The organism is Rhodoferax sp. (assembly GCF_028689305.1).
Lineage (GTDB): Bacteria > Pseudomonadota > Gammaproteobacteria > Burkholderiales > Burkholderiaceae_C > Rhodoferax.
On record NZ_JAQTWM010000044.1, the window covers coordinates 1 to 13,404 of the forward strand.

Below are 13,404 nucleotides of genomic sequence, written 5' to 3' on the forward strand. Positions count from 1 at the left end.
GGTGGGCGTCCATCGGGCCGCACAGGTGGGCCAGGCGGGTGTTGTTCGGGGGAGAAAACAGGTGCCGGATGATCACGTTGATAATTCCTGAAAGCGGGACGCGCGTGCGCCCCTGAAATAGTCCCCCCATGATAGGCAAAAAATGATCGGCAAGTTGACTGGCACGCTCGACAGCAAAAACCCGCCACAGGTGATTGTGGACTGCCACGGTGTTGGCTATGAAGTCCTGGTGCCGATGAGCACCTTCTACAGCCTGCCCGAGACCGGCGCCAGGGTCAGCCTGCTGACCCATTTTGTGGTGCGGGAAGACGCACAACTGCTCTACGGTTTTGCCACGGCGGCCGAGCGCGAGGCGTTTCGCGAGTTGATCAAGATCTCGGGTGTCGGGCCACGCACGGCCTTGTCGGTGCTCTCGGGCATGGGCGTCCAGGAACTGGCGCAGGCCGTCACCTTGCAGGAGGCCGGCCGCCTGATCAAGGTGCCAGGCATCGGCAAGAAGACCGCCGAACGCCTGCTGCTGGAGCTCAAGGGCAAACTTGGGCCCGACATCGGCGTGGTGGCCACGGTGGCCAGTGACGCCCAGTCCGACATCCTGCAAGCCTTGCTGGCGCTGGGTTATAGCGACAAGGAGGCTGCAGCCGCCCTGAAAGCGCTGCCCAAGGACGTCGGGGTGAGCGAGGGCATCAAGCTGGCGCTCAAGGCCCTGGCCAGATAACCCGGTTGCGCCCGGCTTTGGCCGGGCCGGGCAATAGGATAATCCACGACTGGTGTCCATCTTCTCCAACCCCGATAAGGAAATTCCCCGATGAAAGCATCTTGCTCCAAGGCCCTGAGTCTGACCCTGACTGCGGCTGCCACCCTCTCTTTGCTGGCTGGTTCGGCCCAGGCGGCCGACAAGATCAAGGTGGGCATGCTCAGCACCCTGTCCGGGCCGGGCGCCGGTCTCGGGGTGGACATTCGTGATGGGTTCAACCTGGCGCTCAAACACTCGGGCGGCAAGTTCGGCGGTCTGCCGGTCGAAGTGATCGTGGCCGACGACCAGGCCAAGCCCGATGCCGCCAAACAAACCGCTGACCGCCTGGTCAAGCGCGACAAGGTCGACTTCATGACCGGCGTGGTGTTTTCCAACGTGATGCTGGCCGTGGGCAAGCCGATTTTTGACAGCAAGACCTTTTACATCAGCGCAAACGCCGGCCCCTCCCAATACGCTGGTGCCGAGTGCAACCCGTATTTCTTCAATGTGGCCTGGCAAAACGACAACCTGCACGAGGCCGTGGGCAAGACGGTGCAGGACAAGGGGTTCAAGAAAGCCGCTTTGCTGGCGCCCAATTACCCGGCCGGCAAGGATGCCCTGGCGGGTTTCAAACGTTATTTCAAGGGCCAGATCGTCTCTGAAGCCTACACCCCGCTGAGCCAGCTCGACTACGGCGCGGAGCTCTCCAAGATGCGCGCCTCCGGCGCTGACGCGGTCTACATCTTCCTGCCCGGTGGCCTGGGGGTGAACTTCATCAAGCAGTTTGTGGGTGCCGGCCTGTCCAAGGACATGACCCTGTTTGGCCCGGGTTTTTCCGCTGACGAGGACGTGATCCGCGCCGTGGGCGAACCGATGCTGGGCATGTTCAACACCTCCCAATGGGCGCATGACATGGACAACGCCGCCAACAAGCGGTTTGTTGCGGACTTCCAGAAGGAATACGGTCGCCTGCCGACCCTGTATGCGTCGCAGGGCTACGATGCTGCACGTCTGATGGACGCCGCTGTGCGGGACGTCAAAGGCAAGATCGAGGACAAGGACGCAGTGCGCAAGGCCCTCAAGGCCGCCAAATTTGACTCGGTGCGCGGGGCCTTCAAGTTCAACACCAATCAGCACCCGATCCAGGACTATTACCTTCGGGTGATCACCAAGGACGCTCAGGGCCGCATCACCAACCGCACGCTGGGCACGGTGTTCAAGAACCATGCCGACGCCTATGTTGGTGAATGCAAGATGCCCTGAACCCCGGGGTGAACGCAGCGCATGACGGGCATATTGGTTCTGGAGCAGTCGCTCAACGGCCTGCAATTTGGCTTGATGCTGTTTTTGCTGGCCGCCGGGCTGACGCTGGTGTTCGGCATCATGGACATGATCAACCTGGCGCACGGCTCGATCTACATGGTGGGGGCCTACCTGATCGCCAGCATCACCGCGGCCAGCGGCTCGTTCTGGCTCGGACTTGGCGGCGGCGTCGTGGCCACGGCGGCGCTGGGTGCCGTGCTGGAGCTGTCGGTGTTGCGCCGGCTGTACGGCCGTGACCACCTGTCACAGGTGCTGGGCACCTTTGCCATTTTGCTGATGAGCAACGAGGCCGTGCGCATGATCTGGGGCGCGCAGCCACTGGCGCTCAATCCGCCTGCCGCCCTGGCTGGCCCGGTGGAACTGCTGCCGGGTTTCAGTTATCCGGCTTACCGCCTGTTCATCATTGCTGTCGGGCTGGCCGTGGCGCTGCTGCTGTACCTGCTGGTCACCCGCACCCGCTACGGCATGCAGGTGCGCGCCGGCGCCTCCAACCGCGAGATGGCGCTGGCCATGGGGGTGGATGTGCGGCGTCTGTTCACGGCCGTGTTTGCCCTGGGCGCAGCGCTGTGCGCCGTGGCCGGCGGCCTGCTGGGGCCGCTGCTGGCGGTGCAGGTCGGCATGGGTGAGAGCATCCTGATTCTGGCGTTTGTGGTGATCGTGATTGGCGGCATTGGTTCGATTCGTGGCGCCTTGCTCGGCGCCATGCTGGTGGGGGTGGTGGACACCGCCGGGCGCACGCTGATCCCGCTGCTGTTTGACCGGCTCATGGGGCCGGAGGCCGCCGCCAATGCCGGCCCGGCGCTGTCGTCGATCCTGATCTACGTGCTGATGGCCGCCGTGTTGTTCTGGAAGCCCCAAGGCTTGTTCCCGGCCCATGGCTGAGCCGACCTCTCACCTTTCCGTGCCCACCGGTCTGTTTGATCACCCCGGGCATCTGCTGCCGGGCCTGGTGCTGCTGGCGGGCCTGATCGGGCTGCCGCTGCTGGCGCAAGCCTGGGGCCAGGAGTTTTACATCGGGGTGGCCAGCCGGATCCTGATCTTTGCGCTGGCCGCCAGCAGCCTGAACCTGATTCTGGGCTTTGGCGGCATGGTCAGTTTTGGCCATGCGGCCTTTGTCGGTGTCGGGGCCTACACGGTGGGCATCCTGATGCAGCATGGCGTCAGTTCGGCCTGGCTGGGCTGGCCGCTGGCGCTGCTGAGTGCAGGATTGTTGGCTTTGCTGATTGGCGCCATCAGCTTGCGTACCCGGGGGGTGTACTTCATCATGATCACGCTGGCGTTTGCCCAGATGTTGTATTACCTGATGATCTCGCTCAAGGTCTACGGCGGGGACGACGGCCTGACATTGCCGGGCCGCTCACAGCTGGGCTGGGGGCTGGATCTGAGCCAGGACCGCACCTTCTACTACGTGGTGCTGGGACTGGGGCTGCTGGTGTTTCTGGGGCTGCAGCGCCTGCTGAATTCATCCTTTGGACATGCGCTGCAGGCCATTCGTGAGAATGAACAACGCATGGTGGCGATCGGTTTTGGTGTCTACCGCATCAAACTCATGGCGTTCACGCTGGCTGGTGCCCTGGCCGGGCTGGCGGGGGCGCTGCTGGCCAACCAGGGTGGTTTTGTCAGCCCGTCGATGATGCAGTGGAGCGAGTCCGGCATGCTGATGATCATGGTGATCCTGGGCGGTGTGGGTTATCTTTATGGCGGCTTGGTCGGTGCCGTGGTGTTTCTGGTGCTTGAAGAGCTGCTCAACACCGTCACCATCCACTGGCAGCTCGGGCTTGGTGCGGTGTTGCTGCTGGTGGTTTTGCTGGCGCCCAACGGCCTGCTGAGCCTGTGGCGCCGAAAGGCCGGTTCATGACCCACAGCACACTCCTGCATGTGGATGGACTGGTCAAGCGTTTTGGCGGTCTGGTGGCCACCGACCATGCCCATCTGTCGGTGCTGGCCGGTGAAATTCATGCCCTGATCGGCCCCAATGGCGCGGGCAAGACCACGCTGGTCCACCTCATCTCCGGGGCGTTGACACCCGATGCCGGGCACATCCATTTTGATGGCATGGACATCACCCGCATGCCCATGGCCGAGCGGGTCGGCCATGGGCTGGCCCGCTCCTACCAGATCACCAGCATTTTCAACCGCCTGTCGGTGCTGGACAACCTGGCGCTGGCAGTGCAGGCCCATGCCGGCCAGAGCTTGAACTGCTGGCGGCCAGCGCGTCGTCAGACCGAGCGTTATGAGTTGGCTGCCGAGGTGGCGGCGCGGGTTGGCCTGTCGGCCCGGCTGCATCGGCTGGCGGGCAATTTGTCACACGGTGAGCAGCGCCAGCTGGAGGTCGGCCTGGCGTTGGCCACCCGGCCCAAACTGCTGTTGCTGGACGAACCCATGGCCGGCATGGGGCCGGACGAGTCTGAGCGCATGGTGGCGCTGCTGCACAGCCTGCGCGGCGAAACCACGATGCTGCTGGTGGAGCATGACATGCCTGCGGTGTTCCGCCTGGCTGACCGGATTTCGACGCTGGTCTACGGCCAGGTGATCGCCTGCGGCACCCCCGACGACATTCGGGCCCACCCGCAAGTGCGCTCGGCCTATCTGGGTGAAGACGACGAGGTGCCGGCATGAGTGCGCTGCTGGAAGTGGACGGGCTGCAGACGGCCTATGGCAGCAGCCAGGTGCTGTTTGGCCTGAGTTTTGCCATTGAAAGCGGTGAGGTGGCCACCCTGCTCGGGCGCAACGGCATGGGCAAGACCACCACGGTGCGTTCCATCCTGGGGCTGACCCCGGCGCAGGCCGGTACCGTCCGCTTTTGCGGTGAACGTATCGAGGCACTGGCGCCGGACCGCATTGCCCGCATGGGGCTGGCGCTGGTGCCCGAAGGTCGGCAGATTTTTCCGAACCTGACGGTCAAAGAAAACCTGCTGGCCTTTGCCGCCCGGCGCAACGGGTCACCGCAGCCGTGGACACTGGACGCGGTGCTGGCGCTGTTCCCGCGTCTGGCCGAGCGCCTGCGTCACATGGGCAACCAGCTCTCGGGCGGGGAGCAGCAAATGCTGGCGATTGGCCGGGCCCTGCTGACCAACCCCCATTTGCTGATCCTGGACGAGGCCACCGAAGGCCTGGCGCCGCTGGTGCGTGAAGAGATCTGGCAATGCCTGGACCAGCTGCGAGCCCAGGGGCAGACCATTCTGGTGATCGACAAATATGTGCAGCGCCTGCTGCGGCTGGCCAATCACCACACCTTGATCGAGCGTGGCCAGGTGGTCTGGCAGGGTGACTCGGCCCAGCTGGCGGCTGACCCGGCGTTGTGGCAGCGTTACATCGGCGTCTGAGGCCGCAACCTTCCGGTTTTCTTTTTCTGGAGAAGCAACACCATGACCCCGCTGTACCGCGACTTTCAGACCCAGGCGCAGATTGATGCGCAGTATGACCCGGCGATCAAGCTACCTGATGCCGCCGCTCCGGGGCGGCATTACGTCGCGCGCTCGGCGCTGGCACGGCAGCAACTGCGCTGTGTGCTCGACGTGCCCTACGGCCCGACCTTGATTGAAACCCTGGACATCTTCCCGGCGGCGGTGCCCAACGCGCCGGTGTTCGTGTTTCTGCACGGCGGCTACTGGCGTGCGTTGTCATCCAAAGAGTTCAGTGGTGTGGCACTGGGGTTGCAGCCGCTGGGCATCACCACCGTGGTGGTCAATTACGCCCTGTGCCCGCGGGTGAGTCTGGACGAGATCACCCGCCAGGTGCGTGCCGCCGTGGCCTGGACCCACCACAACATCGCCGGTTATGGCGGTGACCCGGCCCGCATCGCGCTGGGCGGCCATTCAGCCGGTGCTCATCTGACGGCCATGTGCCTGCAAACCGCCTGGGCCGAGGACTATGGCCTGCCGCAGGACCCACTGGCCGCGGCCGTGCTGGTCAGCGGCATTTATGACATTGCACCGCTGCGCTACAGCTACCTGCAGCCGCTGATCCAGCTCGATGACGGCATCATCCGGCGCAACTCTCCTGCGTTTGCCGTGCGCCGCTGCGCCACGCCGGTATGGGTGAACTGGGGCAGCGAGGAAACGCCGGAATTTGCCCGGCAGGCTCACCTGTACCACCAGGCCTGGCTGGCTGCGGGCAACGCCGGTGAGCTGAGTGCCTTGCCCGGGGCCGATCACTACATTGGTATCCACGGCTTTGAACACCCGGACAGTGCCTTGAGCCAATGGCTGGCCGGACGGCTCGGCAGCCGCCCGGTCTGAGCCGGGGCGTTACTGCGCGTTGCGCACCGGGCGGCTGTTGGCGGGCTGGACCGGGCGGGCGTTGTTCGGGTAGAGCTGCTGGAACAGCTTGAGCTGCTCCTTGCTGATCTGGGTCGGCTGCTTGAGCACCATCCACAACACCCCTTCGGTGCAGGGCGGTGTGGTCAATGACCCGATGAACTGGTAATAACGCTGGTCCTTGGGCAGCAACTCATTCATGTCCAGCAGGCCACCGGGCATGCGCACCTGGTCGTTCACGTCCAGCGGCATATAGGTCCAGACCTTTTCCAGCAGCGGGTTGGCCGTGCCGGGCTCCAGCAGCACCGCCACCACGGCCAGCTGGCCTTCGGGATTCTTGTGCACCAGATGCGCCACCATGGCGAAGTTGCGGTTGTTCACCTGCTCTTCCGACGGGGTGTGAAAGTGAAACTGCACCAGGCTGTAGGTGGAGCCACGCACCGTCAGGGTGTTGTTGCCCTGCAGATCGACCTGGATGGTGTGGCCGTTGTTGACCACCAGCCCGGCGCTCGACTGGTAATTGAAGGCCAGTGGCTCGGCCGGCCCCTGCAGGGTGTTGGACTCTTCGATATTGATCGGCGACTGGCGTTTGCCGATGGCGCAGATGTTGAACTCGGGTTTGAGCTGGCCCCAGGCCTGCGGCCCGGTTTCGCCTGAATAACTCCAGTGCACTTCATCGTGCGCCGTGGCGCCGTGGGCCGGGGTGGCTGTTGGGTGGCCCGCCAGAGCGGCCGCCTTGGCCTTGATCTCATCCCGGCTGGCGTGGGTATTGACCGTGGGGGCATGCGGGGTTGCCGCCGCCGGGTGGGCTGTTGGCGGCACCGCCCGGGCCGGTGCGGGTGCCGGACGGGCGGCAACGGCGCTGGGGTGGGCCACGGCCGGGGCGGCGTGGGTGTCGGCTTTGGGTTTGCTGGTTGGCGCTGGCGCGGCTTCTGCCGCCTTGGTTTTGCTGGTACCGGAGGGACGGGCCGGGAGGTCCGTCACGATCAGGGTCAGCTTCTTTTTGTCGATCAACTTGTCGCGCAAGGCTTTCTTGAGGTCAATCGCCAGCTCGCTGGACGCGGCGGCAGAGGCGGCTTCAGCCTTGGCTGGGGCGGCTTTCTGGGTGGCAGGTTTGGTGGCGTGGTCTGCGGCAGCCGGGTCGGCGGCACGCGCCAGCGACCAGCCGCCGGCCCCCAGCACCAGCACCAGGCTGGTCAGCAGCACATGGTGCGGCCAGGCCGGGTGGGGCAGCGTGCCAGACGGCTGGCGGGGTGGGTCAAAAGACGGGCTGTGTGGTGTGCTCATGTGTGTTCCCGGACGCTGGTCCGGTTCAAGTTCCGTCTTATCTTATCGGAACAAGGTGGCGCGGGCTTGAGCGCGGGCCGCCGGGCGCTATAGTGTCCGCCTGAACCTGTAATCGAGCCTGCCGTGAGTATTCAAACCGACGATTTTGCTGCCGCCCCACTGAAACGTGTGGTGTCCAACGTGCCCGCCTCCCCAGGCGAGGAGGCCATCGAGCGGGCGCTGCGCCCCAAGTTGCTGGACGACTACGTGGGCCAGGCCAAGGCGCGTGAGCAGCTGGAGATTTTCATCAGCGCGGCCAGGATGCGTGATGAGGCGCTGGACCACGTGCTGCTGTTTGGCCCACCGGGCCTGGGCAAAACCACGCTGAGCCACATCATTGCCGCCGAGCTGGGCGTCAACCTGCGCCAGACCAGCGGCCCGGTGCTGGAAAAGCCCAAGGACCTGGCGGCCCTGCTGACCAATCTGGAAAAGAACGATGTGCTGTTCATCGACGAAATCCACCGCCTGAGCCCGGTGGTGGAGGAAATCCTGTACCCGGCGCTGGAAGACTACAAGATCGACATCATGATCGGCGAAGGCCCGGCGGCGCGCTCCATCAAGCTCGACCTGCAACCCTTCACCCTGGTGGGGGCCACCACCCGCGCTGGCATGCTGACCAACCCGCTGCGGGATCGTTTTGGCATCGTGGCGCGGCTGGAGTTCTACAGCCCCGAGGAGCTGGCGCGCATTGTCAAACGCAGCGCCGGCCTGCTCAACGTGCCCGCTGACGACCAAGGTGGTTTTGAAATTGCCCGCCGCTCCCGCGGCACACCGCGTATTGCCAACCGCTTGCTGCGTCGGGTGCGTGATTACGCCGACGTGAAAGGCGTGGGTGAGATCACGCTGGACATCGCCAACCGGGCACTGGCCATGCTCGATGTGGATCCGCAAGGTTTTGATCTGATGGACCGCAAGCTGCTCGAAGCGGTGATCCACCGCTTTGACGGCGGCCCGGTCGGGCTGGACAACATTGCCGCCAGCATTGGTGAAGAGCGCGAAACCATCGAAGACGTGATCGAACCTTACCTGATCCAGCAGGGTTACCTGCAACGTACGCCGCGTGGCCGCATCGCCACCTTGGCGGCGTACCGTCATCTGGGCGTGACCCCCCCGGCCCATCCGCAGGGCGGGGTGGATTTGTTCGGGGCTTGAGGTCTGGCCTGTTTTGTAGAAGAAATAGGGCTCTAGCCCGCGTGATATTTGGTGTTTAAGCTACTTTTTATGTAGCATTCGTTGAGCGCCATGGCGAACCGCCATGTGAACCTGGCGCGACGTTGGATCCGCATGAGGGCTTATGCCTGGCTACGCTGCGAAGCCTGGTAGGCCTCGATCAGCGGCAGCAGTGCCAATCGTCTTTGCAGACTTTCTGCAGACCACACCTCTTCGCGTTCGTAGTACTCGGCATAGACGCGCGCGTTGGCAGGCAACTGAACCCACGGCTGCTTGGAGGCGGTGAAGATGTGGACATCAGGCGGCAAGGCATCCGGGTTGTCCAGCGTTCCGACACGCACGAACCGGGTCACTGGGCCGGTCCCCGCGTAGTGACTCCAGACCGCCACCTTGCAGCTGGGGCATCGGGCGATCTTCTGACCTCTGCCGCTTTCGGATGGTGTATCGATCAATTCGGGCTCGACCCCCAAGCTGATGACGCGATCGGACTCGATCATGGCATTCAGAGCGAAGGCCGAGCCACTCTCGCGTTGGCACCAGCGGCAGTGGCAGCAGTGGACCACCAGCGGGGCAGACTCCATGCGGTAGCGGACCGCCTTGCAGTCGCAGCCGCCTTCGGCCTTGAACGGGGTGGGGTCGACTGGTTTCATATGGCACGACCATCAAAAGGTTGGACAGGGAGGCACGCAAGATCGACACCTTCAAGGCAACGAAGGTTGCTGGCCGCATCTTCGGGGGTCAGCAAGTGCAGCTTCTCGCGGGCCACGAACCACAGGAGCGAGCCTTTGCGTGAGCACATCGAGCAGTTGCAAGCCATCGCTGCGCCGGCCCGCCCCTGCCCGGAGCGCACCTCAGGCACTGATCTCGTCCAGGCTGCCCTGGTCCAGATGCTGGGTATCGGCCCAGCCGACCAGGGTGAAGCCGTCGGGGGTCCACAACAGCCGGTTGATGGCGGCATTTTTCAGCTCCCAGGTGCGTGGCGCCTGCAGCTCCTGCCCGGTGGCCAGGCGGTACAGGATGTCCATCACACCGCCGTGGGCGACCAGCACAATCTGGCTTCCCAGATGGCGTTGTGCCAGTTCAATGGTGGTGGAGCGAATGCGTTCGCGCATGGTGTGCAAGGATTCGCCGCCCGGTGGCTGCCAATGCGGGTCACGTTTGCGCCATTGGCGTGACTCGTCCGGCCAGGTGGCTTCGATGTCGGCGTAGGTTTTGCCTTCAAACTGGCCAAACCCGCGTTCACGCAGGCCCTGGTTGGCTGTCAGCGGGCACTGGCAAGCGTGGGCGATGGCGTTGGCGGTTTGCCAGGCACGCAGCAGGTCGCTGGCGTAGATGGCGTCAATCGGTTCGTCGGCCAGGGCCTGGGCCACGCGGCCGGCTTGCCAGACGCCAGTGGGGTTGAGCGGAATGTCCAGATGGCCTTGCAGGCGGGTGTCGACGTTCCAGGCGGTTTCGCCGTGGCGCACGGCAACAATTCGGGTGGCTTGCATGGGGCGACGAGGGTGTTTAGCGCGGGATTTCGATGTTGACGTTGCGCGGCCCCGCCGGCGGGGTGGGAAAGCCTTGCAGCGCGGCTTGCAGCATGGCGGGCAACACCGCCTCGCTGTCTGACCAGGGGCCTTCATGGCTGGCGCGGGTTTCATACACCACGACCTGGGTGTGGCGCTCACGCATGATCAGGGCCACTTCACGCCAGTAGCTGGTTTGGTTGTCCAGGCCGGGGAACAGCGGCGCATGGCCCAGGGCCACGCTGCCATGGCCGATCCGCCAGCCCAGATGCCAGCCCAGCAGGGGGCGCTCCTGCGCCGGGTTTTGAACACGCTGGCTGGCCGAAATCTGGACGCTGTAGGTGGCGTTGTGGTCATCGCGCACCAGCCCCACCTGGGCCAAGGCCTGCTCGGCCAGTTCTTCCAGCCGCTGTTGCCCGGCAGCGTCAGCCTGTTGCGATGGCAGCCGTTCAAAGCGGTAGTGGCTGCCGACGGGCACCGTGTGCGGCGCAAAGCTGTTGACCTGGTTGTCCACCAGCCGGGTGCTGGCGCAACCGGTAAGCCAAAATATTGCTATAACAATAATAGCTGATAGTGCTTTGTTCATCCGGGCTGGCGTGCTATTTGGCACTTAACTTTCGAGCATCAGCCGTTGCAGGCCAGGCAGCGTGGGTGCGGGCAATTCTTCCGGGTCAAACACCTTGTCGCCATCGGCGTCGGGTATGCCGGTGAGTTTGAGGCCCTTGAAATCGTAGCGCCGGGCATCCATCAGGTGTGAGGGCACCACGTTTTGCAGCGCGGTGAACATGGTTTCGGTGCGGCCCGGGTATTGGCGTTCCCACTCATGCATCATGCGCTTGATTTCCTGGCGTTGCAGGTTTTCCTGGCTGCCGCACAGGCTGCAGGGGATGATCGGAAACTCACGGTGCGCAGCCCAGCGGATCAGGTCTTTTTCTGCCACGTTGGCCAGCGGGCGGATCACGATGTGGCCGCCGTCGTCGCTGACCAGCTTGGGTGGCATGCCCTTGAGCTTGCCGCCAAAGAACATGTTCAAAAAGAAGGTTTGCAGCATGTCGTCGCGGTGGTGGCCGAGTGCGATCTTGGTGATCTTCAACTCGTCAGCCACGCGGTACAGGATGCCGCGGCGCAGGCGGCTGCACAGGCTGCACATGGTCTTGCCTTCGGGCACCACTTTTTTGACGATGCTGTAGGTGTCCTGGGTTTCGATGTGGTATTCAATGCCCAGCTTGCTCAGGTACTCGGGCAGGATGTGCGCCGGAAAGCCGGGCTGCTTTTGATCCAGGTTGACGGCGACGATGTCAAAGTGGATCGGGGCGCGTTTTTGCAGTTTGAGCAAGATGTCGAGCAGGCCAAAGCTGTCCTTGCCACCGCTCACGCAGACCATCACGCGGTCACCTTCCTCAATCATGTTGAAGTCGATGATGGCCTGGCCGACCTGGCGGCACAGGCGTTTTTCGAGCTTGTGGATTTCGCGCTCGATCTTGGGCTTTTTGCTGGCGGCAGGGGTATCCGCCGCGGCTTGGTCAGTGGGGGTTTCGGTGGGGGCGTCGGTCCAGGCGGCGTTCATGGCAGTTTCAGATCTTTGGGGGGGCAAGGCCGCAAGCGACCCGATTTTAGTGATTTTGTGGGTTTTGTCCGGCCAGCTCAATGCCACTGCCCGGTTTCCATGCGGATGGCCACTTCACAATCGTCAAAAATTTCCAGCTTGGCAATCTTCACCCGCACGCCTTTCACGCCGGGCAGCTGCATCAGGCGGTGGCAGAGTTTGCCGATCAGTGTTTCGAGCAGGTTGACATGTTCGGCGGTGCATTCGTCGATGATGATCTTGCGCACCTTGCGGTAGTCCAGCACGTGGATGATGCCGTCATCGGCTGGCAGCAGGCTTTGCGCGCCCAGGCTCAGTTCGGCGTCCACCTGGATCGGCTGCGGTGCTTCTTTTTCGGTTTCCAGAATGCCCAGGCTGGCGTCAAACCGCAGGCCATTGAGGGTGAGTGTTTGCTGGCCCAGGGTGGGCAGGGGTGGGATGGGTTGCGTGGTCATGGTGGTCTGGGTGAATGGCTCGGTGGCCGGGGGGGCTGCCCGCCGGGGTACGGGGTGGGCAGCCAGCGTTTGTTGCAACCAATCGGTGACCTGCAAGGACGCGGTCACGCCATCGGCCAGGGCGGTCTGGATGCAGGGATGCAGGCGCTGGCTGAGGTCACCCGCCAAAAAGATGCCGAGGGAGGCCAGTTGGGCATGGTCCGTGAGCGCCAGCGCCGGTTGGCTCAGGGCCGCCCAGGCGTCGGACTGCATCAGGCGGGCCCAGAGGGTGTCTTCCGGCTCAAAGCCAAACAGGACGGCCAGCTGGTCAAAGGTTTCGGTGTTCCCGGACGGGCTGAGGCTGATCCACTGGCCGCTGTCGCTGTGGTCGAGCCGCTCGGGCAGCGCCGTGCCGGTACGGACGTCTATGTGTGGCCGCATGGCCAGCTGTTGCTGCAACTGGGCCTGGGCACGCAAGCCATGGCGCGCCCAGAGGGTGACGCGGTTGCCCAGATCGTCCAGAAACAGCGCGTTTTCCACGGCGTTGTCGCCACCGCCGAGCAACAGCACCCGCTGTTGCCGGATGTGGTGGCGCAGACGGGTCAGGGCGATGGCGTCCAGCGGCTGTGGGCCCGTGGTGTCCCGGAAATACGGTGCAGGCCGGCGTGGGCGCAAGCCGGTGGCCAGCACCAGGGCGGCACCACGTACCAGGGTGTTGTCGGTCAGCCGCACCTGCTTGGCCTGCAGATCAAGCGTTTCAAAACGGGTGATCGTCTGGCCCAACCGCCAGTCGATGCCGGTCATGGTGGCCAGATGTTGCCGGTAGAGCTGGGCAAGGTCGGCGGTGGAGCGGTCATGGCAGCCCAGAACCCAGGACTGTTTCAAATCGAGTTTGTACAGCAGCGGCAAGGGTTGGGCCTCGGCCTCAATGAGGGTGCAGGGAATACCTTTTTGCGCCAGCCACGAGGCACAGCTGCAGCCAGCCGGCCCGGCCCCGACAATGATGACCTGGTTGGGGGAACCCCCGCTGGCGGGCGGGGAGGCAGTGGGGCCGATGGACATTCGG

General features: G+C 64.0%; 14 protein-coding genes and 3 pseudogenes. 8 read left to right on the forward strand and 9 right to left on the reverse strand.

What is annotated here, in order from left to right; genetic code table 11:
- Window positions 1-208, reverse strand: a pseudogene (locus tag PHW99_RS10460) (hypothetical protein); the annotation flags it as partial.
- Between PHW99_RS10460 and ruvA the strand changes: the two are divergent.
- The 7 genes from ruvA (at window position 143) to PHW99_RS10495 (ending at window position 6,297) form a co-directional block, all read left to right on the forward strand.
- Window positions 143-715, forward strand: a complete 573-nt coding sequence (gene ruvA, locus PHW99_RS10465) for a Holliday junction branch migration protein RuvA (RefSeq protein ID WP_300176734.1) — start codon at window positions 143-145, stop codon at window positions 713-715. The pseudogene PHW99_RS10460 and the gene ruvA sit on opposite strands and share 66 nt — an antisense overlap.
- Window positions 716-805: 90 nt before the next feature.
- Window positions 806-1,996 carry an ABC transporter substrate-binding protein gene (locus PHW99_RS10470; protein WP_300176737.1) on the forward strand — a complete coding sequence of 397 codons (1,191 nt, stop codon included), beginning with the start codon at window positions 806-808 and terminating at the stop codon, window positions 1,994-1,996.
- Window positions 1,997-2,017: 21 nt separating this feature from the next.
- On the forward strand, window positions 2,018-2,938 hold the full coding sequence (locus PHW99_RS10475; protein WP_300176740.1) for a branched-chain amino acid ABC transporter permease: 921 nt from the start codon (window positions 2,018-2,020) through the stop codon (window positions 2,936-2,938).
- 19 nt (window positions 2,939-2,957) lie between these two features.
- Window positions 2,958-3,914 carry a branched-chain amino acid ABC transporter permease gene (locus PHW99_RS10480; RefSeq protein WP_300176743.1) on the forward strand — a complete coding sequence of 319 codons (957 nt, stop codon included), beginning with the start codon at window positions 2,958-2,960 and terminating at the stop codon, window positions 3,912-3,914.
- On the forward strand, window positions 3,911-4,675 hold the full coding sequence (locus PHW99_RS10485; RefSeq protein WP_300176745.1) for an ABC transporter ATP-binding protein: 765 nt from the start codon (window positions 3,911-3,913) through the stop codon (window positions 4,673-4,675). The genes PHW99_RS10480 and PHW99_RS10485 overlap by 4 nt, the downstream gene beginning before the upstream one ends.
- The gene (locus PHW99_RS10490) at window positions 4,672-5,382 is read left to right on the forward strand and encodes an ABC transporter ATP-binding protein (RefSeq protein WP_300176748.1); all 711 of its coding nucleotides are present in this window, start codon (window positions 4,672-4,674) and stop codon (window positions 5,380-5,382) included. The genes PHW99_RS10485 and PHW99_RS10490 overlap by 4 nt, the downstream gene beginning before the upstream one ends.
- 42 nt (window positions 5,383-5,424) lie before the next feature.
- Window positions 5,425-6,297 carry an alpha/beta hydrolase gene (locus PHW99_RS10495; RefSeq protein WP_300176751.1) on the forward strand — a complete coding sequence of 291 codons (873 nt, stop codon included), beginning with the start codon at window positions 5,425-5,427 and terminating at the stop codon, window positions 6,295-6,297.
- 9 nt (window positions 6,298-6,306) lie between these two features.
- Here the strand turns inward: PHW99_RS10495 and PHW99_RS10500 are convergent, their stop codons facing one another.
- Window positions 6,307-7,602 carry a carbonic anhydrase gene (locus tag PHW99_RS10500; RefSeq protein WP_300176754.1) on the reverse strand — a complete coding sequence of 432 codons (1,296 nt, stop codon included), beginning with the start codon at window positions 7,600-7,602 and terminating at the stop codon, window positions 6,307-6,309.
- Window positions 7,603-7,725: 123 nt separating this feature from the next.
- On the opposite strand from PHW99_RS10500, the gene ruvB reads away from it, so the two are divergent.
- The gene (gene ruvB, locus PHW99_RS10505; RefSeq protein ID WP_300176757.1) at window positions 7,726-8,793 is read left to right on the forward strand and encodes a Holliday junction branch migration DNA helicase RuvB; all 1,068 of its coding nucleotides are present in this window, start codon (window positions 7,726-7,728) and stop codon (window positions 8,791-8,793) included.
- Window positions 8,794-8,933: 140 nt separating this feature from the next.
- Here ruvB and PHW99_RS10510 read toward each other — a convergent pair whose 3' ends face one another.
- The 7 genes and pseudogenes from PHW99_RS10510 to PHW99_RS10540 all read right to left on the reverse strand — a co-directional run.
- Window positions 8,934-9,461, reverse strand: a complete 528-nt coding sequence (locus PHW99_RS10510) for a GFA family protein (protein ID WP_300176760.1) — start codon at window positions 9,459-9,461, stop codon at window positions 8,934-8,936.
- Window positions 9,458-9,637, reverse strand: a pseudogene (locus PHW99_RS10515) (GFA family protein); the annotation flags it as partial. The pseudogene PHW99_RS10515 and the gene PHW99_RS10510, both read right to left, overlap by 4 nt.
- A gap of 25 nt (window positions 9,638-9,662) precedes the next feature.
- Entirely contained in the window at window positions 9,663-10,301 is a 639-nt protein-coding gene (locus PHW99_RS10520) for a histidine phosphatase family protein (protein WP_300176762.1), read from the reverse strand.
- A 16-nt stretch (window positions 10,302-10,317) separates the two neighbouring features.
- Window positions 10,318-10,905 carry a DUF4136 domain-containing protein gene (locus tag PHW99_RS10525; protein WP_300176765.1) on the reverse strand — a complete coding sequence of 196 codons (588 nt, stop codon included), beginning with the start codon at window positions 10,903-10,905 and terminating at the stop codon, window positions 10,318-10,320.
- Window positions 10,906-10,929: 24 nt separating this feature from the next.
- Window positions 10,930-11,886, reverse strand: coding sequence for a tRNA 2-thiocytidine(32) synthetase TtcA (ttcA, locus tag PHW99_RS10530; RefSeq protein WP_300176768.1), 957 nt, complete (start codon window positions 11,884-11,886; stop codon window positions 10,930-10,932).
- A gap of 77 nt (window positions 11,887-11,963) precedes the next feature.
- Window positions 11,964-12,359, reverse strand: coding sequence for a dihydroneopterin aldolase (locus PHW99_RS10535; RefSeq protein WP_300176802.1), 396 nt, complete (start codon window positions 12,357-12,359; stop codon window positions 11,964-11,966).
- Window positions 12,360-12,479: 120 nt separating this feature from the next.
- Window positions 12,480-13,400, reverse strand: a pseudogene (locus tag PHW99_RS10540) (FAD-dependent oxidoreductase); the annotation flags it as partial.
- Window positions 13,401-13,404 lie beyond the last annotated feature (4 nt).

What these genes read in the sequence shown, in the direction of transcription:
- ruvA (WP_300176734.1), top strand. Translation starts at nt 143, where the DNA reads ATGATCGGCAAGTTGACTGGCACGCTCGACAGCAAAAACCCGCCACAG.
- PHW99_RS10470 (WP_300176737.1), top strand. Translation starts at nt 806, where the DNA reads ATGAAAGCATCTTGCTCCAAGGCCCTGAGTCTGACCCTGACTGCGGCT.
- PHW99_RS10475 (WP_300176740.1), top strand. Translation starts at nt 2,018, where the DNA reads ATGACGGGCATATTGGTTCTGGAGCAGTCGCTCAACGGCCTGCAATTT.
- PHW99_RS10485 (WP_300176745.1), top strand. Translation starts at nt 3,911, where the DNA reads ATGACCCACAGCACACTCCTGCATGTGGATGGACTGGTCAAGCGTTTT.
- PHW99_RS10490 (WP_300176748.1), top strand. Translation starts at nt 4,672, where the DNA reads ATGAGTGCGCTGCTGGAAGTGGACGGGCTGCAGACGGCCTATGGCAGC.
- PHW99_RS10495 (WP_300176751.1), top strand. Translation starts at nt 5,425, where the DNA reads ATGACCCCGCTGTACCGCGACTTTCAGACCCAGGCGCAGATTGATGCG.
- PHW99_RS10500 (WP_300176754.1), bottom strand. Translation starts at nt 7,602, where the DNA reads ATGAGCACACCACACAGCCCGTCTTTTGACCCACCCCGCCAGCCGTCT.
- PHW99_RS10510 (WP_300176760.1), bottom strand. Translation starts at nt 9,461, where the DNA reads ATGAAACCAGTCGACCCCACCCCGTTCAAGGCCGAAGGCGGCTGCGAC.
- PHW99_RS10520 (WP_300176762.1), bottom strand. Translation starts at nt 10,301, where the DNA reads ATGCAAGCCACCCGAATTGTTGCCGTGCGCCACGGCGAAACCGCCTGG.
- PHW99_RS10525 (WP_300176765.1), bottom strand. Translation starts at nt 10,905, where the DNA reads ATGAACAAAGCACTATCAGCTATTATTGTTATAGCAATATTTTGGCTT.
- ttcA (WP_300176768.1), bottom strand. Translation starts at nt 11,886, where the DNA reads ATGAACGCCGCCTGGACCGACGCCCCCACCGAAACCCCCACTGACCAA.
- PHW99_RS10535 (WP_300176802.1), bottom strand. Translation starts at nt 12,359, where the DNA reads ATGACCACGCAACCCATCCCACCCCTGCCCACCCTGGGCCAGCAAACA.